Annotated in this window: 20 protein-coding genes; 9 read left to right on the top strand and 11 right to left on the bottom strand. The window is 31.0% G+C overall.

From position 1 onward, the window contains the following. Positions 1 to 181: 181 nt before the first annotated feature. Positions 182 to 1,114, top strand: coding sequence for a MerR family transcriptional regulator (locus tag RBH29_RS07275; RefSeq protein ID WP_306696111.1), 933 nt, complete (start codon positions 182 to 184; stop codon positions 1,112 to 1,114). A gap of 194 nt (positions 1,115 to 1,308) precedes the next feature. On the opposite strand, the gene rpsI is transcribed toward RBH29_RS07275, so the two are convergent. Together rpsI and rplM are read right to left on the bottom strand one after the other, a co-directional pair. Continuing rightward, positions 1,309 to 1,701 (bottom strand): 30S ribosomal protein S9, encoded by a 393-nt coding sequence (gene rpsI, locus RBH29_RS07280; protein ID WP_306696112.1) that lies wholly within the window; start codon positions 1,699 to 1,701, stop codon positions 1,309 to 1,311. 23 nt (positions 1,702 to 1,724) lie between these two features. Beyond that, positions 1,725 to 2,159, bottom strand: coding sequence for a 50S ribosomal protein L13 (gene rplM, locus RBH29_RS07285; RefSeq protein ID WP_306696113.1), 435 nt, complete (start codon positions 2,157 to 2,159; stop codon positions 1,725 to 1,727). A gap of 465 nt (positions 2,160 to 2,624) precedes the next feature. Here rplM and RBH29_RS07290 point away from each other — a divergent pair, with 465 nt between their 5' ends. From RBH29_RS07290 to RBH29_RS07300, 3 genes are all read left to right on the top strand, one after another. Continuing rightward, complete coding sequence (locus tag RBH29_RS07290) at positions 2,625 to 5,063, top strand: ABC transporter permease (protein WP_373463306.1); 2,439 nt, start codon at positions 2,625 to 2,627, stop codon at positions 5,061 to 5,063. A gap of 118 nt (positions 5,064 to 5,181) precedes the next feature. Then, positions 5,182 to 5,856: an ABC transporter ATP-binding protein gene (locus tag RBH29_RS07295; protein WP_306696115.1), complete on the top strand. Its 675-nt coding sequence runs from the start codon at positions 5,182 to 5,184 to the stop codon at positions 5,854 to 5,856. Then, positions 5,856 to 6,941 (top strand): HlyD family secretion protein, encoded by a 1,086-nt coding sequence (locus RBH29_RS07300; RefSeq protein ID WP_306696116.1) that lies wholly within the window; start codon positions 5,856 to 5,858, stop codon positions 6,939 to 6,941. The genes RBH29_RS07295 and RBH29_RS07300 overlap by 1 nt, the downstream gene beginning before the upstream one ends. 149 nt (positions 6,942 to 7,090) lie before the next feature. Here the strand turns inward: RBH29_RS07300 and RBH29_RS07305 are convergent, their stop codons facing one another. The 3 genes from RBH29_RS07305 to RBH29_RS07315 all read right to left on the bottom strand — a co-directional run bounded on the left by RBH29_RS07305 (position 7,091) and on the right by RBH29_RS07315 (position 9,613). Further along, positions 7,091 to 7,798 carry a hypothetical protein gene (locus RBH29_RS07305; protein ID WP_306696117.1) on the bottom strand — a complete coding sequence of 236 codons (708 nt, stop codon included), beginning with the start codon at positions 7,796 to 7,798 and terminating at the stop codon, positions 7,091 to 7,093. A gap of 30 nt (positions 7,799 to 7,828) precedes the next feature. Next, entirely contained in the window at positions 7,829 to 8,662 is an 834-nt protein-coding gene (locus RBH29_RS07310; protein WP_306696118.1) for an ATP-binding cassette domain-containing protein, read from the bottom strand. 195 nt (positions 8,663 to 8,857) lie between these two features. Next, on the bottom strand, positions 8,858 to 9,613 hold the full coding sequence (locus RBH29_RS07315) for a GTP pyrophosphokinase (RefSeq protein ID WP_306696119.1): 756 nt from the start codon (positions 9,611 to 9,613) through the stop codon (positions 8,858 to 8,860). Positions 9,614 to 9,826: 213 nt separating this feature from the next. Between RBH29_RS07315 and RBH29_RS07320 the strand changes: the two genes are divergently transcribed. Beyond that, positions 9,827 to 11,317 (top strand): diguanylate cyclase, encoded by a 1,491-nt coding sequence (locus RBH29_RS07320; RefSeq protein ID WP_306696120.1) that lies wholly within the window; start codon positions 9,827 to 9,829, stop codon positions 11,315 to 11,317. A gap of 129 nt (positions 11,318 to 11,446) precedes the next feature. Beyond that, entirely contained in the window at positions 11,447 to 13,687 is a 2,241-nt protein-coding gene (locus RBH29_RS07325) for a dockerin type I repeat-containing protein (RefSeq protein ID WP_306696121.1), read from the top strand. Between the two features lie 334 nt (positions 13,688 to 14,021). Here the strand turns inward: RBH29_RS07325 and RBH29_RS07330 are convergent, their stop codons facing one another. The 4 genes from RBH29_RS07330 to RBH29_RS07345 all read right to left on the bottom strand — a co-directional run bounded on the left by RBH29_RS07330 (position 14,022) and on the right by RBH29_RS07345 (position 19,099). Continuing rightward, positions 14,022 to 15,272 (bottom strand): efflux RND transporter periplasmic adaptor subunit, encoded by a 1,251-nt coding sequence (locus RBH29_RS07330; RefSeq protein WP_306696122.1) that lies wholly within the window; start codon positions 15,270 to 15,272, stop codon positions 14,022 to 14,024. Positions 15,273 to 15,310: 38 nt separating this feature from the next. After that, complete coding sequence (locus tag RBH29_RS07335; protein ID WP_306696123.1) at positions 15,311 to 17,671, bottom strand: ABC transporter permease; 2,361 nt, start codon at positions 17,669 to 17,671, stop codon at positions 15,311 to 15,313. Then, positions 17,672 to 18,376, bottom strand: a complete 705-nt coding sequence (locus RBH29_RS07340) for an ABC transporter ATP-binding protein (protein WP_306696124.1) — start codon at positions 18,374 to 18,376, stop codon at positions 17,672 to 17,674. A gap of 114 nt (positions 18,377 to 18,490) precedes the next feature. Further along, entirely contained in the window at positions 18,491 to 19,099 is a 609-nt protein-coding gene (locus RBH29_RS07345; protein WP_306696125.1) for a TetR/AcrR family transcriptional regulator, read from the bottom strand. A 347-nt stretch (positions 19,100 to 19,446) separates the two neighbouring features. On the opposite strand from RBH29_RS07345, the gene RBH29_RS07350 reads away from it, so the two are divergent. Then, positions 19,447 to 20,202, top strand: coding sequence for a hypothetical protein (locus tag RBH29_RS07350; RefSeq protein ID WP_306696126.1), 756 nt, complete (start codon positions 19,447 to 19,449; stop codon positions 20,200 to 20,202). A 179-nt stretch (positions 20,203 to 20,381) separates the two neighbouring features. On the opposite strand, the gene uvsE is transcribed toward RBH29_RS07350, so the two are convergent. Further along, positions 20,382 to 21,647 carry a UV DNA damage repair endonuclease UvsE gene (uvsE, locus tag RBH29_RS07355; RefSeq protein ID WP_306696127.1) on the bottom strand — a complete coding sequence of 422 codons (1,266 nt, stop codon included), beginning with the start codon at positions 21,645 to 21,647 and terminating at the stop codon, positions 20,382 to 20,384. 133 nt (positions 21,648 to 21,780) lie between these two features. Beyond that, on the bottom strand, positions 21,781 to 24,405 hold the full coding sequence (gene alaS, locus RBH29_RS07360; protein WP_306696128.1) for an alanine--tRNA ligase: 2,625 nt from the start codon (positions 24,403 to 24,405) through the stop codon (positions 21,781 to 21,783). Positions 24,406 to 24,711: 306 nt separating this feature from the next. Between alaS and RBH29_RS07365 the strand changes: the two genes are divergently transcribed. After that, positions 24,712 to 25,389, top strand: coding sequence for a phosphoribosylaminoimidazolesuccinocarboxamide synthase (locus RBH29_RS07365; RefSeq protein ID WP_306696129.1), 678 nt, complete (start codon positions 24,712 to 24,714; stop codon positions 25,387 to 25,389). A 199-nt stretch (positions 25,390 to 25,588) separates the two neighbouring features. Further along, entirely contained in the window at positions 25,589 to 26,182 is a 594-nt protein-coding gene (locus RBH29_RS07370) for a hypothetical protein (protein WP_306696130.1), read from the top strand. Positions 26,183 to 26,237: the final 55 nt, after the last annotated feature.

Raw genomic sequence — 26,237 nt, forward strand, 5'->3', positions numbered from 1 at the left:
TATAAATAAAGCAAATGTATGTTATTTGGGATAATTTTTTTGATTTTAGATTAAAAAACAGGATTTGATATGATATTATAAAAAAAAGCAAGTACCTATTTATTACGAACTAAAAACAATTATTTATCTCTTGACTGTTCCCCTAGGGAATATAATAAAGTGTTATCAGGAGGTGTTAATTATGAAAATAAGCGAAGTTATGGAACTTACAGGGTTAACTAAAAAAGCTATCAATTATTATGAACAACAAGGACTAGTAAAACCTGATGTAAATGAGGACAACAATTATAGGGACTACTCAGTGGAAGATGTAAACAGGCTTATTCAGATATCAATTTTTAGAAGGCTGGATGTGCCTGTAAAGGAAATAGCGAGATTATTTGAGAAACCTGATTACTTAAAGACAATGCTTCAAATGCACAAAGAGAAACTAGAAGAGGACATGGATAGAATTAAAAAAAATAAGAATGTAGTAGATACTTGTCTAAAAGAGTATGAGAAATATGGTGCTGGTTCAGTAACAACTTTAAAAAGACTTTCCGTACTTGATGAAGTACTAGAGCTTAATGAAAAAAGACAATGTAATTTTATGAAAAAGGAACTAGGAAGAATATTTCCAGGTATTTTTGGCAAAATAATGGCTTTAATGTATGGTAAGCTTTTAAACGAACCTATAGATACTCCACAAAAGGAAGAAGCATGGAGAGAAATAGTAAAATTTTTAGATGATGCAAATCCTATTGAATATTCAGAAACTATAAATGAAATGTTTTTATCTGGTAGTGATGGCAGGCTTGAAGAAATGGAAGAAGAATTTAATGAAATGTTTAATTCCCTTATATCTTCAGAAACGGATATGATAGAAAACTACAGGGAAAAGATGTCAGAAGAAGTTGATAAGGCTTATTTGAATTTAAGTGAAGAGATGAAGGAAAGAATTAAAGTACTTGGCAGCTTTAAAAGAAGCATTCAGGATATTGGATTTAACGATAATTTTCACAAAAACATGACTATTTTAAGCAGTAATTACAAAAAATATTTTGAAAACTTTGAAAAAATGATAGAACCTATGGCTAATAAGCTTAAAGATATTAAAAACAAAGCAATAACTTAAGAAGTGACATTTTCATCTAATTCTAAAACTCCACCTATCTCATAAGGTGGAGTTTTTTTGATGCAAGAAAGCAATGCACTTTCTTTGCCATCAAAAAAGGATATTTCTCAGACAGATAAATCTATCTAAAAAACATCCTCTGACATTTTTCTCAATACAAAGAAAAACCTTTCCAAATTTCCAAAACACACAAATTATCTCTTTGAAAACTGTGGAGATCTTCTTGCTTTTTTAAGACCATATTTCTTTCTTTCCTTCATTCTTGGGTCTCTTGTAAGGAATCCAGCTTTCTTTAAGGCCGGTCTTAATTCTTCATCTGCCTTTAACAAAGCTCTTGAAATTCCATGTCTAATAGCACCAGCTTGACCTGTAAAGCCTCCACCCATTACTTTGCAAAGCACATCAAACTTGCTTGATGTATCAGTAAGTAACAAAGGTTGCTTAACTATAACCTTCAATGTTTCCAAACCAAAGTAATCATCAACACTTCTGTCATTTATAAGAACTTTTCCATCTCCAGGAACAAGTCTAACTCTAGCAATTGATTTCTTTCTTCTTCCAGTTCCATAATACTGTACCTTTGACATAAAAAATTATACCTCCCTTCTAATTAAATATTGATTTCTAGTTTCTCGGGTTGCTGAGCCTCATGTGGGTGCTCCGCTCCTCTATAAACCTTAAGCTTCTTAGACATCGCCCTGCCAAGGCTATTCTTAGGAAGCATACCTTTTACTGCTATCTCAACAGCTCTTTCAGGTTTGTCAGCTAAAAATTGTTTGTACTGTATTTCCTTTAATCCACCTGGATACAAAGAGTGCCTTCTGTAGAATTTCTGCTCCATCTTTTTACCTGTAAGAACAACCTTTTCTGCATTTAGTACTACCACATAATCACCTGTATCTACATGTGGAGTATATTCTGGTTTATTCTTTCCTCTTAAAACTTTTGCCACTTCACTAGCTAGTCTTCCTAAAGTCTTTCCTTCGGCATCAACAACATACCATTTTCTCTTAACTTCGTTGGCCTTAGCCATAAAAGTTTTCATTAAACTTCTTACCTCCTTAATCAAAACCATATTTATAGATAAATTTATATTAGTTCAAATCATATAGAACCAATTTAACCATACTCAAATATTTTAATATAGTAACATCAGTGTGTCAAGTGATTTTTTAAATAATTTAATTTATCTTTCAATTCCTTTCTTTTTTGGGCTGATAATTCTCCATTCTCCTGTATAATCCTTCGCCATTTCTTTTTTCAAACTTTTTCAGACTATTTAAAAACATTATCGTACTAGTTATTGTGCATGCATTATTTTTGTTTTATTATATAATAAAGGTGCTCAGTATACGAAGCATCCGTCGAGTAGAACCATAGAGTTTTATATCGAACAAGAAAGTTCCCGAGCGTTGGCGAATTTTCTTAAAAAGGGGAGGGAATAACAATAGGTATAATACTAAAATTTATAATTAAAAACATATGGGAGAAAAAATTCAGAACTTTTCTTATAGTATTTTCAATAATGGTATCATCGGCACTGTTTTTTTCATCAATTGCAATGTCAGGAAGTATGATAAAAATATATGAAGAGAGTATGAAACAATATTTTGGTGATTCAGATATTATAATACGCCAAAACGAAAAATCTCCTTCACCATTTTTTAGAACATCTGGTGCACAAAATCACAGAGATAAATTTGATTATATTATTGGTGCTCTTAGTGGCTCTGCTAGCTACAGACCTAATCAAGCAGAATCTTTGAATTTTTCACTAATGGGAATGGATTATGACAATATGCAAAAAATGAATCCCTTTTCCATATATAAAGGTGCTGATAAAGAATCATTTGAAGGGTATCAAATAATTATAAGTAAAGCAACTGCAGATGATTATAATTTATCTTTAGGTGAATACATTGACCTAGAAATCATGGGCAATATGTACAAATTTATGATTCATTCAATTGCTCATCCTTCAGGAATTTTTGCCGATGATGGTTCTTCAAATTATGCTCTTTTACCTGAAGAGTCGTTAGGCTCTATTTATAATGCACAGGGAAGATTTAATACAGTATATTTAAAACTTAAAAATCCTGAAAACATAGAAGCAGCTTTAGATATATTGTCAGGTGAATATCCACAATACACTGTAAGAGAACCTTTTTCAACAGAAGAAATAAACGATCAGATTGCTCCATTGACAACAACTTTTATGTTAATGACTTTAATAGTATTTATTATGAGTGTGTTTATTATATACTCATCTTTTAAGGTACTCACTAAAGAAAGGCTACCTGTAATAGGTACTTTTAGAAGTATAGGTGCAACAAGGAAAAGAACTGATTTCGTTTTAATTTTAGAAAGTTTTTCATACGGAATAATTGGTGGGGTTTCAGGTTGTGGACTGGGAATCGGAATTTTATATATTATGTCATACCTTTCAAAACCTGCTTGGATGACTGGAATTGGAACACAAATTGAATTTTCTTTCTCAATGCTTTTTACTTCATTTTTGGTTGCTGTTCTAATTGGTTTTGTTAGTTCTATTATTCCAATAATAAAGGTATCAAAAATACCAGTTAAAGATATTGTTTTAAATTCTGTAGAGCAAAAACATAAAAAAAAGAACTGGAAATTTATTTTTTCTATTCTTGTTTTTACTCTTGCAATTTTTTTGCCACCATTTATCCCTCAAAGTTTGGGATCAGCTTCAATGTTCATTTATACTAGCTGTATGATTTTATCCATAATATCAATTGTTCTCATTGTACCTTATATTACAAACTTAATAGTATTTATATTTGGAAAATTATATTCTTGGATATTTGGTAATGAAGGTATTATAGCTACTAAAAACCTAAAAGACAACAAAAGTATTTTTAATAATATTTCACTACTGGGTATAGGTATTTCTAGCCTTCTTATGATTAATATAATTAGCTTTAGTGTCGGTATAGAAGTTATAAATGCATATAGTTCCATGAACTTTGATATCAGGGTTGAAAAATATAATTCTAACCAAAATTTCCATGCACTTCTCAATACTGTTGAAGGAGTTGACTCAGTATATGGAACTTATGAATTACGTAATGTGGAGGTTTATGAAAAAAACACAAGGTTAATGTCTTTATGTGGAATTGATACTTCTAGATATTTAGATTTTATGAACGTACATATAGAGGGAAATCCCAAGGAAGTCCTTGATAACCTTGACTCTGGACGCAATATCCTTATAACAAACTCTTTAAAAGACAGCATGGGAGTAAATAAGGGGGACGTTATCGACTTAGAACTGTCAGGAGAAGTTAAACAATACACTATTACAGGCTTTATCGACACAATTTTGTCTAATGGAAGCTATGCAATTGTAAGTGAAAGATTTTTAAAAACAGATGCAAATTTAAATTACTATCCTTTCTTTTATGTTAAAACCAATTTATCTCCTCATGAAGTGGAAAAAAGCATAAAAGAAAGATTTCCCCAAAGTGGTATATGGACCAGCACAATGATTGATATGGAAGAAAGAAATGAGCAATCTAACAGTCAAATGTTCTCTATATTAAAAGGGTTTTCTATTTTGGCTATGATAATAGGAATTTTTGGTGTGCTAAATAATTTTGTAATAAACTTTATTGAAAGAAAACACTCTTTTGCTGTTCTTCGCTCGGTGGGAATGGAAAGGGGACAGATTATTAAAATGCTGTTTATAGAATCGCTGACAGGTGGTATTATTGGCGGTCTTGCTGGTATATCTGCAGGCTCTATTCTAATTTTCAATGCCTCTTATGTACTAAAAGTAATAAGCTTGCCGATACCCCTGCACTATTCCTTTGGTATATTTTTGTACTCATTTTTAGGAGGTGTTTTTATAACACTTGCAGCAAGTATTAGCCCTGCATTAAAGTCATCAAAGCTAAATATTATTGAAGCTATAAAATATGAGTGAACTCCTTTGGCTTGAACTAAAAACAAAGTGCCACTCCTTATAAAAAGTAGTGGTTTTAAATATAAAATATAAGCTCATTTATAAAGTTTAAAATAATAATGAAAGGAAGATTTTATTTATGGAAGTGGCAGTTAAAGCAACTAATTTATATAAAACATTTAAAATGGGAAATTTAGATGTAGAGGTACTAAAGGATATAAACTTATCAATTCATAACGGTGAATTTGTTTCCATCATGGGTCCCTCTGGTTCAGGAAAGAGCACCCTTCTTTATTTAATAGGGGCTCTTGACAAGCCTACCTCTGGAAATATAAAAATAAAGGGGAAAGAACTTTCGGTTATGAAGGATAAGGACGAGAGCCTTATGAGAAGACAGGATATAGGTTTTGTATTTCAGTTTTACAATCTTATTCCCAACTTAAATGTTGAAGAAAATATTATGCTACCTATTTTGCTAGATAGGAAAAAAACTAAAAACTACAAACACAGGCTGGATGAACTTCTTGAAGTAGTAGGACTATCAGACAGAAGAAATCATACACCCAGAGAACTTTCAGGAGGTCAGCAGCAAAGAGTTGCAATTGCAAGAGCTCTAATTAATGAGCCGGACATTATACTTGCCGACGAACCTATTGGAAACTTAGACAGTAAATCTGGAACTGAAATTATGAAACTTTTAAAAAAAATTAATATTGAAAAGGGCAAAACCATCATTCAGGTAACCCACTCACAGGAAGCCTCTGAATATGGTGAAAAAATAATTAATCTTAAAGATGGGAGAGTGGATGAATAATGAAAAAATTAATTATTGGGATAGTGGCAGGTGCTTTGCTGCTTGGGTCAGGATGTCAATCTAATAGCGAAGAATCTTCCACACCTGAATCTTCTATAGAATTAACGCAAACTATAGATGCTTTTGGTGTTGTTAAATCTAAAAAAATTGAAGATATAAGAATTGATTTTCCTGCTGTAATAGAAAAAGTTCATGTAAAAGAAGGTGAAAACGTAAACAAAGGCGACTTGCTATTCACAATAAACTATGATAAATACAAAGAAGAAATAAGTGCTAAAAAACTTGAGTTACATAGACTTAAGTCAAATTTGCAAAACGATAAATTGGAATTGGACAAATTGGAACAAGACTTATCTAAGCTTCAAAGCCATCTTGCAAATAAAAGCTACCCAGAAATAAAAAAGTTGTCAAATGAACTTTTAGTTGCAGAAGAAAATTATACTAAAGCATTAGAGGAATTCAATGCAAAAAAATCTCTGTTCGAAAGTGGTACAATATCAAAATCTGAACTAAACACTCTTGAAAGAAATGTTCAAAGCTACAAAAATAACATAAGTATAATTGAGAATAATATTTCTACACTTGAATACAACCTGCAAAAAGAAATTGAACAGCTACAACTATCAATTAATTTAAAATCATCTTCTAAAACACTTAATGATGAAAATCTCAGCTCTTTAAAAAATACAATTAATTTAATGAAAGAAAAACTAAACAAAGACTATATAGATGAAAACAAAATAATCTCAAGTATAGACAACGCAATAGCTTACGAATTGACATACGTTGAAGGAGAATCTATATCCCCTTCCCAAAAACTAATAAGCTTAATGAATCATGAAGAAATTATAGTTGAAACTAATATACCAGAAGAATTTATAAAAGACATAACATTAGGATCTGAATTGACAATATCGCCTCAAGCAGATAGATCAAAAACATACACAGGAAAAATTACATATATAGCAAGCAATGCTGTTAGGAGAAATGGAGAGACCACCATTTTTGTTGAGACCAGCATTGACAATGACGATGGGTTTTTAATGCCTGGTTTTAATGTAAACTTACAAATTGACATGGATTAGATAGGCTTTTGGTATAACAATTTAATTGCAGTCATAAAAAAGTGACCTTTAGTGACTTTAGTCACTTTTATTTAGACTTGATAAAGATATAACCAGAGGAGAAATAACTAAAATATGGTTGTCTGTACTTAAGCAGATAACCATATTTTTTAAAAGATTTTTACTTTCATTAATTTTATAAATAGGACTAAAATAATAAAAGAATACGCTATAGAACTGGCAAATGCTAAAAGTAAGAATCCTAAATCTGCTAACCCTTCAAAGTTAGTCATTTTATCAACAACAAAAGAAACAGGCGGTAAAACATAGAGCCCCCACCTAGAAGCTGGATATTTTGTAATTATTGCCTTTTGAACAACAGAGATTAGTACAACGATTATTAAAGTTAAAATAGCAAACTGTCGATTTTTAAACAGTCTTGAGTTAAACAAAGCCGAAACACAAACTCCTAAGAGTGCTAAAAAAATGTGCCCTACCATAGCTACTATAAAATCACTTACCTTTACACTTCTATCAAAAAAACCAAATATACTTGGATATAACACCACTACAAAGCTCATTATAGAAATAATAATCCAGACAAAAAGAACTTTACTAAAATAATACATATTGTCATTTCTAAGACTCAATAAAGCAATTTGTTGTTGGACTGGGTCTTCTATTTCCATAAAACTATAAGCAACCAATACAGCAATTATAAAAGTCATCATTGAAGTCATGGCATATGTACTCATTACCCCAAGAGGCTTAATAGAATATAAAACTGCAAACATAGCCAAGTAAATTACCAGAGGTACAATAAATTTATGAGATCTGCTATAGTATCGCAGATTATAAAACAAAAGTTGCTTAATCATTCTAAAAATTCCTTTCTAAAATTTCTAATATCAATCACCATATTCCATAACACTATTTACAGACATAATGTAGCAATCTCTATCTAATAATTTTTTTAGCAATTGATTACTACAATGCGACTTAACATACACATGAACCTGATCTTTCAATACATCACTTTTAATAACACCTTCCATTTGATCTAAAGTATTCATTAATATAGGATCATCTTCACACTTAAATTGAATAACTTTAGTTGTAAACTCTTTACTTCCGTGTATAACTTTATTAGATATAACAAGAACCCTATCTGCTAATTTTTCAATAATATGGTTTTCGTGACAGGCTATTGCAATAGAAACCCCATCTTCTTTAAAGTTTTGTACTGCTTGTATAAACCTTTCCTGAGAATCTAAATCCTGCCCTGAAAGGGGTTCATCTAAAAGTAAAACATCCGGCTTTGTCATCAGTGACTGTATAACAGCCACCTTTTGCATAGAACCTTTAGAAAGATATTTAATCATTGTGTGTTTCATAAGCTTCATGTTAAATCTATCAAATAAATCTTCAATATGCTGATCTATTTCAGACTTTGACAGACCTTGAAATGATCCTAAATGATGAAGATATTCAACTGGTGTAAAATTCATCTTTGGAAAGTGTTCTGGAACATAATTTATTTTTATATTATCTTTTTGTAACCTTTTTCCATTGGATACTTTAGTAAGACCTGCAATAACCCTTAAAAGAGTACTTTTTCCTGTGCCATTTGCACCAATAACACCAATAGTTTGTCCTTTTCTAATAGATAGATTGACCTCTTTCACCACAATATTACCATCATAATCTTTGGACACATTTTCAAGTTTAATTAAATCTTCCATATGTTCCCCTTACCAAGGAATAACCATAATAAATTCCCATTTTTGAACAGAGCTTTATTATTGACTTACTCCTAAAAAAAATATTCGTTATAATTATAATTATAAATAGAATATCTTAGTAAGTCAAGAACATATAAACGTATGGACTCACCACCAAATAGGGATATATTTTATAAGTATGTACAAAAATACTTGCTATTTTTCTGTTTTAAAATTCTCTGTTAAAAAATCATACGGAAGATAAAAACGTTGGTTGTTAATAAAAATTTCCTGAGTTCCATCGTCAAAATCAATCTCTGGCTCTAATTGATCAGTCTGTTTTAACTGATTAATTTCTTTATGAATACCCTCCATTTTCCTATCTAGCTCTGCTACCGAATCTGCCGCTTCTTTAAGCTCCCCTTTTAATCTTTCTGGAATACCTTTGTCATATTTGTAATAAATTTTGTGCTCTAAACTAGCCCAAAAATCCATAGCTATTGTTCTAATTTGCACTTCAACATAAGTTTCTTCATTTCTATCTGATATAAAAACAGGCACCTTTAATATTAGGTGTAAACTTTTATAGCCGTTGGGCTTTGGACTTTTTATGTAATCTTTGCATTTAACCAACTTTATATCTTTTTGAGCTTGCAACATTTCACTTAACTCATATATATCTGAAATAAATGAACAGGTAATTCGAACTCCTGCAATGTCCTGAATATTTTCTCTTATTGAAGGAAGTGAAATTTCACACCCCTTCCTTCTAAGTTTTTTCATAATACTCTCTGGAGTTTTTAATCTCGATTTAACATGTTCAATAGGATTGTAATCGTGAATATAGCAAAATTCCTGTTTCAAGATATCTATTTTTGTATTAAACTCATCTAATGCAAATTTATACATCATCATAAATCTAATTAACTCTGTTTTTATTTGTTTAAAATCTTTATTTTGTTTAAAACTCACTTACAATTCAACCCCCATTACCTTCTAAGTTTTAAAATTCAGCTAATTTTATTACATATTCCAACTTGATGTATATACTATTATTTTAAATGTTAATTATGAACTGGGTATGAACTAAATAATTTTTATTTAATCTAATTTACATTCAAATAAAAATCAAATTATACCGATATAATTTATGCATTATATTATCTATATCGGGAGGAATCATCTATGACTAAACTAAAAAATATGACTTCACTAAGTAAAAGACGAATTTTGCTGCTGGATAATGAAAAAGAACACAGAACCTATATAGCATCGCTATTAGGTAATGAAACTCATGAAGTAATTACAACTACAAGCAGTTCTGAAGCTTTATATTTATTACAAAAACAGTATTTTGATTTATTAATAATAGATTATTTTTTGCCTGACAAACCAACTAGTGAAGCTATAGTTACTGAGCTTCGAAAATCAAATAAATATATACAAGTTATCTTTCAGACAAATAACGCAGGTGAAAAACTCTCTCGTGAAATGATGCACAAACTTGATGTACAAGGATATTATAGCAAATTTAATCAATCTGAAGAAGTACTATTATGGGTTGACGCAGCATTAAGAGCTTCTAGTATATCTCAGATGCTATATAAAAGTCGCAATGGATTGAAGTATATTCTTGATGCGACACCAGAATTGCATAAAATTCAATCTCTTGACAGCTTATTAAAGGGTATTCTTATTCAAATAACAGGTCTTCTTGGGGCGGTTAATTCTTTTCTAGCAATACTGCCAGAGGAGCACAGTATTAAAATAAATAAAGCTGTATCCGATTCTTTTTTGGCAATGCTAAAAGAAGAAACAAATCTAGAGATTCACGTTGCTACAGGGAAATTTAGTCACCATAAAAGTCTAGAAAGCTGTCTTGAACCTTCAAAAATAAATACACTTTACGATATATTAAGAAAGGCAAACATAAATATTTCTGATGATTATACAGCAATACCATTGGTTTTAGGTGATAATGTACTGGGGATTGTTTATCTTGATCAGTACATTAGTACAAAGCAGGACATGGAGATACTTCAGGTTTTTTCTAACCAAGCTTCTGTTGCAATTCAGAATATGAGATTATTTTCAACAGCCACAAATGATAAGTTAACCGGAGTTTATGTTAGAAGTTTCTTTGAACAATGGCTGCTACGGGAACTGCGTACATCATTTCGCCAACGATTACCCTTAAGCTTAATTATGCTAGATATGGATAAACTTAAATACATAAACGATAATGCAGGTCATCTTGCAGGTGACCAAGCACTTTCTATAATGGGTTCGGTACTTAAACAATCTACAAGAGTTACCGACTTTGTAGGACGTTATGGTGGAGATGAATTTGCAATTCTCATGCCAAATACCCCATTAGAAAACTTACATATAGTTATTGAACGAATACAAAAAAATTTAAAAAAAAAAAAAGTTAAAGGATCTTTAGAAAACATTCCAGTGGAATGCAGTATAGGTGCTTGCGGAATAGAAATTCATAATTTGAAAGATCAAGACATTCCCCGTCCAATTCCTCAATCTTATTTTGATAACATGGCAAAATTACTAATTAGCAAAGCCGATAAAATGTTGTATAAATCCAAGCAAAACGGTGGCTCCTGCTACTTTACAGGAGACCCCCTTAAATGGCCTTGCATAAAAGACACTTTTGGAAAATAATGCAAACACCCTCAATAAACTTTCATTGTACATACTTAACACAAACTTAATTTCCTAAATTACTGCCCATCCCCCCTCATTCTATGATATAATAACATTAAATTATTTTTTTTGGGAGGAGCGGATTTTATGTTAACAAAAAAATGTCTTTTTTCACTGTTTTTGTGTGTTGTGCTGCTTAGTTCTTCATTTATCAGTTTTGGAGGACCTGCAGATCCAACACCTTTTGAAGTGGAACAGCCATCAGGTGAAACTTTTATGGCAAGAATGTTCGGTGATGAATTTTTCAATGGTGTTTTATCAGTAGAAACAGACAAAGCGATAAGAACACAAGATGACTCTTTTTGGTACTATTTAGAAGCTATAGGTGGAAGTACGCTTATGAGAGCCAAGTATGCAATTGATGATAAACCACCTTATGCGGTAGATTTTTCTGAGCTTAATCAATTTGTCAACAATTTACCTATATATAAATTATATTTGTCTGGACAAATTGGAGAACCAATAGTTGACCACTCTAAAGAACGCATTATTTCCCTAATGCCACAAGATTATGATTTGTCTTCTTTAACACCAACATTTGAAAGAACACTAAATAACCCTAGTGGAGTTTTTTTAACTATCGAAGGATATAACTACAGCTCACCGGAATCACAGGATTTTTCTGATCCTGAAAACCCTGTTCAATATACTGTAAATTTTGAGACAAGGTTTGGTGAATTAGTAGAAACACAAGATTTTACCATTGAATGCCTTACACTGGATGAGGATTATTCTCCTTTTGAAGTCACTCTCCCTGGACAAATTGGAGAGCCTGTAATTGATTTTACTGAAAATACAATTGATATTGAAGTGGAATACATTGATTCTTTTGAAGATATTAAGCCTTCAATAATTGGTGGTTCTGACTCTATGGGATATACATATCATATTTTACCTTTAGATGAGGGAAGCGAAGAAGATTTAGTTAATGGAAAAGAGTATTGTATATTTGCTAAAAACAAAGATAACCAGGTTGTTTATTCGGATTTTTGGACTATAACCTGTAATGTTTCTGAGTCACCATATTATAGACAACTTATAAAAGGTGATTTTAATTATGACGGTAAAATTGATTCATCAGATTATGTTCTAGCTAAAAGAACTCTTTTAAACGCTACCTCTTCAAACCCTCTAACTCCAGAACAACTTATGATTGCTGACATAAACGGTGATGGGGTTTTTGATTCTACTGATCTTGCATTAATGCAAAGATATACATTGGAAATCATTGATAAATTCCCTTCTAATGATGTTGAATATATCCTTGGAGATTTAACAGGTGATGAACAACATACCTATAAAGATATAGAAATTTTAGAGGACTTTCTTTCAGGAGAAGTAGAAACTCTTTCTCCACTTAAAATGATTATTGCAGATATTAATGAAGATGGGATTGTTGATGAAAATGACTTAGACTTACTCAAACAAATTGTTAATGACGAAGGTATAATAATTGACAAGGAACATTGGTATTTAGAAACACAGGGTTCTGAATTTGGAGAAGCTGGAGTCATAAAACTATATCTTGAAGGTCATGCAAGTGGAAATCGTGCAACTGTAACTACATCCATTGAAGATTTAGAAGAAAAGGAACTTTTATTAGATGAAGATAATAGATTTAGTCAAACTGTTGAAATAGCATCTTTCTCAAATCTAGATAGTTTTAATGGTGTTTCTGCTGATACAACTGTTACTTCATATATTGGGGATTTTCAAACTACTGCTAAATTAGAATTAAGTGAGTTTACAGACCTTTCAGATGAAGAAGCAGAATCTAAGTATTTAGCTTCACTTCTTTGCGATGAAATTATTCCTTCTGAAAATTTGATATATGAAATTGAGGACGAGCTTTCTCTTATAAGATCTACTTTTAGCGAGGAATTTCCTAAAATTTCAAATGTCTCACCTCAACACAATTATCGTTTTAATAAAAGCAATTTTACTATAAAATTTGATGAAGAAACATTAGAAAAAATAAAAGTTGGACAATATGATGAATGGAATGAATTAAATGAAAAGTATGGATTAGAACTAATCAGTATAAATGATGCAGAAGTCACATTGATATTTGATGACCTTTTAAACAATAGAAAACTTAAAGAACTTTACGAAGATCTTCTAGGTGTTGAACAAGTTCGTTTTCAATTTGTACCCCTTGAAACACCATCACTTATAATATTTGTGGACCCAATTTTATCTACTGATGATAGAATCTATACCTTGATGTACGAAAACCCAGATTCATCTTCATATTCTGAGGTAATGTATATGTTTGAATTTAAAGATGGTTCTCCGAAGCTTATAGATAAATCAGTTGTGATTCCATAATCTGTATCCACTAGATAATTTAAGATCCCATTATTTGTTTCAATACCCCAAAAAATAATGGGATCTTAAAAGATACTCTTTTTCGTATTTGTCAGCAAGTTTATATAAATATTTCTTCTAATTAGAAAATTAGAATTTAGAAAGTAAACTTTAATTAAACTAAGAATAAGGGTGTTTTTTAATGAAAAAAAGTTAGATATCGATTTAGAAAGCAGTATAAGTTAAAAGTTTTAATTTGTTTATTTTTAACTATGTTATCATTTTAATACAGTCGTGAACTTTGTAGCATTACAACAGTTTTGTAAATATTAACACCATAAATATCTTCATTGTCTTATTTTATTTCAACAACAGATTTTCCAACACTTAATCCGTCTATATTTGGATTTTTTATTATATATTCACCTTCAACAATACCTTCAGTTATAACTGTATCCACATCAGTACTAATACCTTTTTCAACATATCTCATTACTGCTTTACCGTCTTCTACAATCCATAGGGTATCTTTCCCATCTGACTTAAATAAGCTAGTTTTAGGAACTGTAATTAAATTGTCTTCTCTAAATGTTGTAAACTCTACATCAACAGAAAATCCCGGTGATAAGACTGCACCCTTTTGCTCTACTAATTTAATGTGCATTTTTACTCGCTGTTCTTTTAAACCTAATGAAGATAAACTTTCAGTTGCCGCTGGAGCTATATAGCCTATTTCCCCTGTAAACTGGATATCTCCTCCTGATAATTTCTGCGTTAAGTCTACAATCATTCCTTTCTTAAGATTTACAGCATCCTCTGATAAAACCATAACTTCAATACGATAATCATCTGGCTGATACAATGTACAAAGTGGTAACTGAGGACTAATTATTCCACCTTTTCTATAATTTAAATCAACTATAATTCCACTTATAGGTGCTTTTATAATACTATCCTTAAGTTGACTTTCTAATTGTCTTATCTGGGAAGCAACTGTATCTACATTGGAACTGTGGTACCCCACCGTTTCACTTTTAGGATTGTTATATTGTGTTTGCATCTGCAAAAGTGCTAAATTTTGCTTCTCTAGCGTTCCTTCAAGAAGATTAACCTGATTTTCTACAGTTTCCACCTCTACACTGCTTGCAGAATTATTTTCAAAAAGGCTTTTTATTCTTTCAAGTTCCTTTTTACTGGTATCAATTTGTCTGGCTGTTTCCTGAACCATAAGTTGCTGCTGCTCTATCTGATTTTTTAGTTCCTTCAATGTCATATTTTTAAGTTGTATCATATTGTCTCTTTGTACTTCCAGTATATTTATCTGTTTTTCTATAGCCTCATTGTCAAGACATGCAATTATGCTTCCCTCTTCTACAAACTGCCCCTCTTCTATATTAAGTTCAACAATTTTTTGTGTCAAAATAGTGTATATATCTCTTTTTAATACTGGCTCAACTTTCCCCTCCTCTTTAAATGACAGAACAACTTCACCAGATTGGACATTTAACAATTCTACTTCAACTGGTTTTATCATTTCATATACTACATATGCCCCTATCATTATTATAATTATTACGCCTATTGTCCATTTTACTGCTTTTTTCATAACATCACCCTCACTTATACAATGATTTTAAAATTATATTATTCTCGTTCTTTTAGCACCTCAACCATGCTAAGATTTTTCACCCTCTTTCGTATAGAAAGATAAGCAAAAAAAGTCGCTAACACCGTACCTAAAAGTGCATATAAAAACACTTCTGGTTTAACTACCATTGGAAAATTATAAAAATCCGTCTCAAAACTCTCTACTAGTAGGTAATTATAAAAATAAGTAAGTGGAATACCTACTACAATTCCAACAATCCCTAGAAAAATCTGTTCAAACGAAAGAACTTCCATAACTTCTCCGTTGCTCATTCCCATTACTCTCAAAGATGCTAACTCTCTTTCTCTTTCTGAAAAAGATATTAATCCAGAATTGTATATTATGGCAAATCCTGTTAATATAGCCATTAAAGCCATTACATAAAGCATTATAAATGCCTGTTCCATTAATTCTGCATACTTTTCTCTAGTCTGATCTATTTCTTCAATAGATGTAACAATTTTAGATTCATTTAGTCTGTTTTTTATTTCTCCCGTTGATTCTTGTGGAAGTCTTAATAATACTGAATTACCAGCATCTCTATGTCCTAAAAGAGCATTAAGATCTTCTAATATCATAAATCCATTAGTTCCTATATATTGTGGAACAATATTTGCTACACCAATTTGCAAATTTTCTTTTTGGGTAAATGGAGTCTCTACATCTAAAATATCACCTATTTTTGCGTCAAGCTTTTTAGCAAGTGGTTCTGCTAACATTATGCCACCTTCTAAAATTGTCACTCTATGTTTTTTCTCATCTACAACATGATACAATTCCGAATTACTTTTTAACCCTAAAATTATTGTATCGTTTTTTCTATGCTCATTTGTCAGTGTTACAGGAACTTCCCACATAGGTTCTGCCAAATCCACATCACTTATTGCTTCCAATTCCCTTATAATAGGTGTTACATTCTGTAGTGGATAAAAAGTAACTTTCATATCATATTTTTGCACATACTCAAAGGTATCCATAATTATTACATCAAACATATTTACAAAAGAAAAAAGGGCTGCCATTAAGCTAAAGGCAAATGCAATCCCCATACAGGTAAATAAGCTCCTACCCTTACTTCTAAAAATATTTCTAACTGCCATTTTACCCTGTACTGTTAGAGCCTCCCAGAATATATTTACATTTTCTAGCAATATTTTCTTACCTGAGACAGGTGCTGGTGGGCACATAGATTCAGCAGGTTCAAGTTTTAGCACTCCTCTAGCTCCTAATACCCCAGCAATACTGCTAAAAATAACAGAAATAATTATACCCATTAAAAAATAGACCACAGAAATTTCACTTTCTAAATTAGGCAATGAGTATATGTCCTGGTACATCATTATCATTACATCAGAAATAATAAAGCCAAAAACGCCACCTACAATACCTCCAATTATTCCAATTACAACGCTATATGAAACATAGTGCATAAGTATTTGAAAAGATGAATATCCTGATGCCTTTAATGTGCCTATTTGCATTCTTTGATGTTCTACCATCCTTTTTAACATTATCCATAATATTATAGCTGCTACTATTAAAAATAATATAGGTATGCTTGAAGACATTTTTTCTATTTGTTTCATTTCTTCTGCTAGCATAAAATTACTTAACTGGTCTTTTCTTTCTACGATATTTGAAACATTATATTTTTTAAGTCGGCTTTCTAACTGGCTTTTAATATCTTCAAAGGAATGTGAAGAATCTACTTTAAATGATATTTCGTTAATAGTTCCATTAAAATCAAAGAGAGTTTCCATGACATCATATGGGATATATGCTACTCCAAACTCTTTATCAGAAGGATAAAAATCTGTTATATCTTTCATAACATATACATGTTCAGGACTTTGTGCTTTTCCTATAACATTTAACTCTGTAACTTTTCCGTTTATTATAACTTCTATATCATCTCCATAATTTAACTCATTAGCATCATAAAATTTTATCCCTGTCCATATATTTCTCTTGCTCTTTTCTAACTCAGTTCCCTCCATAAGCCATATATCATTTAATCTTTCATTTTCCTCTAAGTCCACCGATACAAGTCTAAGATACACATTATCCTCTCTATCTGAAAATAAAACCCTTACATCTTTTACAAGCTTGCCTGATACTTGTTCAATCCCTGGAATATCTGTTATTCCTCTTAAATGGTTTAATGGCATTGATTCAACAGTTGCAAAAGCATCTGCAAAGTTATATTCATTGTAAAAGTAATTCATGGATTTATTTAAATTAATATATGTATTTTCCATTGAAACAAATATCATAAGACCTATAGCTATAATAACTGAACATGCTAAATAGGCTACTTTATTTTTGAGAAGATCTCGCAGCATTTTTTTATGTAGCACTTACCATTCCACCTCCTCTGGTGGCATAGGAGTATCAATAATTTCTATTTTATCTATTTTCCCGTCATGCATATGAAAAACCCTGTCTGCCATTTTTGCTATAGACGAATTATGGGTGATAATGATTACTGTTTTTCTGTGTTTTTGATTAAAGCTTTGCAACACTTTTAAAACCTGAACTCCAGTAGATGTATCTAATGCTCCTGTAGGCTCGTCGCATAGCAAAATGTCAGGATTTTTTGCAACCGCCCTTGCAATAGCAACTCTTTGCTGTTGTCCACCTGATAGCTGGGACGGAAAGTGATTCCTCCTATCTAAAAGCCCCACTTCTTCCATTACCATATCAGCATCTAAAGCATTATTTGCTATCTCAACAGAAAGTTTGATATTTTCTAGTGATGTTAGATTTGGCATAAGGTTATAAAACTGAAAAACAAAGCCTACTGCATTTCTGCGATATTGAGTCAACTGCTTTTCTGTTGCATTATGTAGAGGGTTCCCTTTATAAAATATTTCTCCTCTAGTAGCCTTATCCATGCCTCCAATCATATTTAACATGGTACTCTTTCCAGAACCACTAGGCCCTAAAACAACAACAAATTCACCCTGATAGATTTCAAAATCTACCTCATTTAGTGCTTTAACCTGAACCTCACCCATTTGATAAAACTTAGAAAGATTAGTCGCTTTTAGTATTATACTCATTATTCTTCACCTGCTTTCAGATGTTAAGGAATACTCAAAAAATAATTATAATCCTTAGACATAGTAGAATCCCCACCTACAGCTCCGATGTTTAGCTATAGCTAAAAGAGTCTACTATTTTGCTGTTCCTAGTATTAACTTCACTTTTCGTCTAATATTTTCTTTTATTTCATCTATATCTTTATCATCCTCAAATAAGTATATAAAAAACTCATATGCCATGGCACTATATATCAGTTCAACTACATCTTTTGTATTAACCTCATGGGACAAAATGTTTTTGTCTTTCAAACTGTTTATCATCAAAGCAAATTTATCCATCATTTTATAATCCATATCAATCAATTTTCTAAAAAGCTTAGGATTTTTCTTGTACATTCCAAATGCTGCTACCACCAAATCCTTTAATATATTTTTATTAAAATTCATAACCTTTTTTATATGAATCATACCATAGGATAAAATTATATCTGAAATGCATTCAATGCTATATTCTTTTATTTCTATTATGTTTTCATCATCCTCAAATTCTTCTGCAAATACCTCTATGAATATATCAGCTTTTGATTTAAAGTAATTATAGAGAGTTCCTACACCTATTCCTGCTTTTTCAGCAATTTGATCTGTAGTTGTATTCTCATAACCATTTATCAAAAGAAGTTCACTGGCAGCTTTTAAAATCTTTTCACGTATAACTTTCTTTTTTTCACTTCTTAATCCCATATAATCATCCTTTTTATAAAATATGAACACGCTCATTTATGAACGCACTCATATTTTATCATGAATAATATATACTTGCAATAGCCTTTTAGCTTTTTTATCCATTAACTAACATACTTCTCATCACATTTACCAAATCAGAGGATAAAAAAGCCTTAATAGAAGTCAAAGTTTTTTAAAAAATACTAAGATAAGAATCATAAAAACCTCCCTTATACTTTCAAAAACAAAATAGTGACTCAAGTCACTATTTTGTCTTTATTTTATATGATAATATATAAACAATATTATGGGCTCGTAATAATAAACTAAACTTGTAATTTAAAATACGATTGGAGGAATTTATAATGTCAAAAGCAAAAAAAATAGTTTTATTAACTTTGATGTTAGGTATCATGATGACGTCGTTATTAGGAAATATTTCGTTTGCAAATGCAACGGAGGGAATTCTAGCACCTGTGCAGGCAACTCACGTATATTATACAAATAATCAAATCCATACTATATATACCGATTCAAAATATTTATCTTTCTTGTCAGCTGATCCATCTGTTGATTCTTATAATGTTTGGATTACTGGTAACCAGGTTGCTCCTACAATGGGCGAATATTTTCAAGAGAGAATGCATTTTTCATTTCAATCAGAAGGAACATATGAATTAAACATAATTACATATAGCCCAATAAATGGATGGAAGCAACAAGCAGTAACAGTTGTTTATAATGAAAATATAGATACAGATATAATAACTGTTACCGAGGCAGATATAAGTGATTTTACGTATGTGAATGACGAAGCAATAGCAACTTTTAGTGCAAGAGTACAGGATCTTAGCTGGCAAGGTATTTCTGAAAGCGACTTTAGAATTGAATTTATTAATCCAGAAATAATGAAGCTGAGCCGTGGACGTGCAGTAACTTATAAACCAAATATTCAAATAACTAGGGTTTCATCCAATTCAAACGAATATATTGTATCTGGTACTGTTAATGCAGGATTTTATCACAATAGATCTGGCGAATACTATTTAAAATTCCAAACCCTAGAAAGATTCAGGTTTGTGAATTGGAGTGATATGTTTCCAAAATTGTACTTAGACTGATTAAGTCATAAACTTACATAACTCTATCTTAATATTAAGATAGAGTTATGTTCAAAATCTCAGCAACAAGAAAACCAAACAGTTATTGATAAATAGATATGCTACAGTTTATATACTGTCAATAATTTTAGAAAAGGGTGTAATTGTAAGGTAATTGCGTCCTTTTTATAATATTTGTTTCAATACCCCAAAAAATAATGGGATCTTAAAAGATACTCTTTTTCGTATTTGTCAGCAAGTTTATATAAATATTTCTTTATAAGTTTTATATCCTCATCTTCACTTTTAGTTTTTTCAAGCTTTTCAAAAAATAATTTCTTCTCCTTTTCCAATGCAAATTTCTTAAAGTAACCCCATATATGTAAAGCTGTATTTTCCTCATCAGATTTAGAATAATTTGTACACTGAGCCTTTTCAATAAGTCTGTAAAATTTTAGCGATAAATCTTTAGCATTTTTTTCATCCTTAAATAATTTGCTAACTTCTCTATATAATGCATAAGATTTGCTCATAACCAGATATTTATATCTAGCCCATTCCTTTTCAATATACTTTCTCGGTATGCTTTCTTGGGTGGAATATATACATTTTAAGCAAGATAAATTCTTATCTTTTGTCTCTAACATAATATCAATGTCTAAATCTTTAACTTTATTGTAAAAACTTAAGAATTCATTAATGCTTACAGTACTTGAATGTGCCCCAATCCTACCAGTTTTAGATTGTTCTGAATAATGAACTTTTTGCTTTCCATCAAAACCATTCCATGTTTTACTGGAAAGTTTTATCCAATCAACATAATTTAAATCTTTCTTTGGTAAATTTACTTGATGATGTAAAATGTCAAACACTACAGGAATATTCTTCTTTACCCCTATATTTAAAACATCCTCTATATTATAGCATCGTTCGTCATTTTCAATTATTAATCTTTGTTTGATTTTTTCGTCAAGACAGTCGTAATGGTTACAAAACCTTTCTAATGCTTCTTGTTTATTGCCATAAACGCCCCCAACATGTAAGACTATCTTGCAAGATTTATCGACATTTAATTTATCTAATAATCTATTGTGGTACTCTAAATCCTTTATTGCATTTGAAACAACTTCTGAATTATTAGAATTTAATACACTATACTGTCCTGGATGCATTGAAACCCTTATATTACCCTTCTTTATCCTTTCTCCAATCCTTAATAACTTATCTTCATAATCTTCCCACCATTTAATTTGATTAATAGGATGAGATGCAAAAGGTATAATATCTGAGCTTATTCTAAAAAGCTTAACACCATTTTTAATATTATAATTTATAATACTTTCAAGTGCAGAAAGGTTTGAATCAATAACATCTCTTAATTTGTCCTCACTGGCTTTATTTAAAATGCAACGTTTTAACTTCCCTTCTCTAACACCTAATGCAATACATGCATAACCTATTGACAAATATATTACCTCATTTCATTTTTGATAAATTTTATTAAACTATTTATACCCAATAATTCTTATCTTTATTTATTAACTTTTTCTAAAAAAAGGGGCAAAAGCGTAGCTTCTGCCCCTTTTTGAATTATTAACTTTATATACTATCAATAATTTTATCAAACTCTTCAACAATCTTTTTATAATTTTCTGTATTGGCACCTCCACCTAAAGCTAAGTGTGGCTTGCCTCCACCTTTTCCGTCAATATATTTTAAAGCATTTTTAATTACTAAATTGGCATTATACTTTTTGGAAATAGGTTTATCCACTGCAACAATAACTCTTAATTTGTCTTCAACTTTACATATAAAGCATACTATTCCCTGAATAACTTCTGAAATCCTTATTGCTTCATCACGAATCTCATTAGAAAACTCGTCAAAAACCTTTACAAAGTATTTTTGAGAATTTTCAGATGTCTTTGTGTTTTCTTGAATTTCCGTCTTGTCCAGAGGCTTAAATTCCGAACTCTCCTTCTTCTTAGGTGCTTTTAATAAAGACTCTAACTTAGATAAAACATTCTCAGGTGAAACCTTTAGTTTTGATGCAACTTCTTTTAATATTTTAATTTGATTTTGAGTATATTCTATGGCAGTATTACCAGTAACTGCTGTAATCCTCCTTGTTCCTCTTCCAACACTACCTTCTGAAAGGATTTTGAAACAGCCAATTTTTCCAGTTTCACTAATATGGGTACCTCCACATAATTCCTTTGATATGTCTCCAAACTGTACAACTTTTACACTATCCCCATACTTGTCACCAAAAAAAGCCAAAACACCTTTTTTCATTGCATCATTTAATGTTGTAACCTCAGTTGTAAGAGGAATATTCATTTGTATATATTCATTAACCTGCTTTTCGACAATGTCAATTTCTTCATCTGTTAATTTGTCATCATATTGAAAGTCAAACCTCAGTTTATCTTCTTCAACTAAAGATCCAGCCTGATTTATACTATCACCAAGTATCTTTCTCAATGCACTTTGCAAAAGATGCACACTAGAGTGATTTGCCTGTATCTTTAATCTTCTTTCACTGTCTATTTTCATATTTACATTTGAGTCTGCATTCAAATCTCCATCTTTTACAACAGCTAAATGTGCAAAGGTATCATTATCATTTTTTTGAACATCAATAATATTTGCTTTTCCAGCAGATGTTATAAGCTCTCCAACATCTGGAACTTGTCCTCCACCTTCAGCATAAAAAGGAGTTTTATCAGTTATTATCAATACCTTGTCTCCACTTTTTGCATTACTTACCTTTTCACCATCTTTAATAATACTTAATATAGTACCTTCACAGTCATAAACTTCATAACCTAAAAATTCAGTTTCAGAAATATCACTTAAAGCATCTTCTAATTTGTTCAAGCTTAATGCTCCGTCTTCACTATCACTTCCTGATGAAGGACTCTTTGAAATTTCCTGATGTTTTTTGAATTCTTTTTTAAATTCATCTATATTTACACTTCCACCTTTTTCATCAGCATATTCCTGTATCAGGTCAATTGGTATTCCAAATGTAGAAACCAATATAAATGCGTCTTTTCCACTTATTTTGAAATTTTGTTTACCTGTTATTTTCTCCAATCTTTTGAATCCATCTTTTAGTACTTGCTGAAAATGTGTTCTTTCATTCTCAAAAGTGGATATTATATCTTCTTTGTTTTCTTTAAACTGTGCATAAAAATCAGAATACTGTTCAATTATCTTATTTAAAACTGAAACAAAGTCAAAGTCTTCAATTTTAGCCTTTAATGCTAAAGCAGCACATTTTCTTATCAGGCGTCTTGGTATGTATCCTCTGCCATCATTAGACGGTTTTATACCTTCTGAAAGAATAAATGCAGTTGTCCTAAGATGATCTGTAATAGTCCTCATAACTTTTGGGCTTAAAGAATCCTTAACTTTTGCCTGTAAAGCAACCTGATCTATAACAGGCTTTAATAAATCCGTTTCATAAACAGATTTCAAACCATTTAACACCATTGTAAGTCTTTCAAGACCTGCTCCGGTATCAACACTTTTAAATTTTAAATTGCTATAAGTCCCATCTGAGTTTTTATTAAACTGCATGAAAACCCCTGCATTCCAAATCTCAATATACCTGCTTTCAGTGTCAAAATGACCACCTTCCACGTATTCATCTCCATATTCATCACCAGTATCATAAAATACCTCTGTACAAGGCCCACACGGTCCTGTTTCAGCAGCCGGGCCCCAAAAGTTATCTTCAAATGGCTGATATACAATATGACTTTTTGGAATTCCAAGCTCTTCCCACACCTTAGCTGATTCATTATCAGGAGAAAGATTTAGCTCCTTACAACCTTCAAATACAGTTACATAAAGTTTTTCTTTAGGAATTTTAAGTCCGTTTACTAAAAGTTGAAAAGCTAAAGATATCGCCTTTTCTTTAAAATAGTTATTTATTGACCAACTACCTAGCATTTCGAAACTAGTTAAATGGTGTCTGTCACCTACTTCATCAATATCAATTGTTCTAATACAAGGCTGAATATTACATAAATCTGGATTCGGTGGCTGAGCTTCCCCTGTAAAATATTTTTTTAAAGGAGCCATCCCTGAATTTATGAATAATAATGTCGGGTCATTTGATGGAATTATTGATGATCCCGAAATTCTTAAATGATTTTTATCTTCAAAAAATTTCAAAAAAATTTCTCTTATTTCTCTGCTTGTAATCTTAAGCATTTCTAATTCCTCCATCCAATCATAATAATAAATATAATATCATATTCAAGCGGCAGCTGTAAACAGAGTGTTGATTAATGTATGTGCCACACTTAATTCACCATTGCCAGCGATACCATATTATTGTATACTATTTTTGTGTGTTATACTATTCTTCTTAAAAAAGTTTAATAAACCTTTGTATTAAGAGCTACAAGACACTTTTTAAGAAGTTATAGTTTATATGTTTATTACAGCAAAACTTACTTATTTGATTATAATCTTTAGCTGAAATAACAATAATATTAATAGAGAGGATGAGAAAGAATGAAACTGATTTATAAAGGCAAAACCAAAGATGTATATGAATTAGAAAGCGGAAATTATATTTTAAAATTTAAAGACGATGTTACTGGTGAGGACGGGAAATTTGATCCAGGAGCTAATACTGTAGGTTTAACTATAGATGGAGCTGGAAAAGCCGGTCTTAGGCTGACAAAAATGTTTTTTGAAAAGCTAAATGAAAAGAATATACCAACTCACTTCATTGATGCAAACATTGATGAGTCAACAATGACAGTAAAACCTGCAACTATGTTTGGGAAGGGTTTAGAAGTTATCTGTCGCTATAGAGCTGTGGGAAGTTTCCTGCGTCGATATGGAATGTATGCAGAAGAAGGTCAACCTTTAGATGCATTTGTAGAAATAACCCTTAAAGATGATGAAAGAGGAGATCCTCCTATAAGTGAAGATGCTCTCAACATGCTTAATATATTAACTACAGACGAATATGCACAGCTAAAAGATTTAACTAAAAGAATTTCTAATGTAATTAAAGACGAATTGGCAAAAAAGAATTTAGAATTGTATGATATTAAGCTAGAATTTGGTCGAGTAAATAATCAAATTGTCCTAATTGATGAAATATCAGGTGGAAATATGAGAGCATATAAGGACGGTAAATATATTGAGCCTTTGATGTTAGAAAAATTAATGCTACAGTAATGTTTTCTAACATTTTATTCATCATAAATATAAGACATTTTACAATTAGTAAACTGGTTTAGATTTAGTTAAAAATCAAACTTATAAGCTTTTTTTATTCACTTTTCTACTTGCAAAGATTGTACTAAAATTTGACTATAAATATTGGGGATTATGTGCTAAAATAGAGAGGGAGATTTTTTTGGAGGTGAGCCCTTCCTTGTTTCAATTCTTAAAACAAAAAGTAGTTAAAACAGTTAAAAAATTTATTAAAATTTTCACCACTCTTTACAACATGATTCTTCACAATAGTACTCTACAGGAAAAAATTGAAACAGCTATGATTGTACTTGTACTACTTGTGTTAGGACTTGCTCTTGCAGATGTTTGGCTTGTTGATAACCTTCAATTCAGTCGATTTGTTGAAATTTTTGATTTTGTTGTTTGTGCAATTTTTGCAGTAGACTTATGGTTTCGATACAAAAGGTGGAAAGGCTCTACTATCTCTTTTTTTAAAACTTCTTGGATTGAAATAATTGCTATCATACCTTTAGATATTGTCTTTAGATTTTTTAGAATTGCAAGACTTTTTCGTCTTGTTCGATTGTCTCGCCTATCTAAATTGGGTAGATTCGGAAATACTTTTATGAAACTTATAAGGATGGCTGAAATGTCTTTTACAAAAGGGGGAAGTTATTTTAGATTTAAACGCTTTAAAAAACTTCTTTTTGGATATGGGAAAAGTAAATCTTCTGAAGAGACTCCAAAAGAAAAAACTTTAACTAAAGAAAAAGATATAGATTCTACTAAATGAATTCTCCTCGCAACAAGCAGCGGGTATCAAAATTTGTCTACGCCCCAAGGGGCGA

The organism is Herbivorax alkaliphila (genome assembly GCF_030848475.1).
GTDB lineage: Bacteria > Bacillota > Clostridia > Acetivibrionales > Acetivibrionaceae > Herbivorax.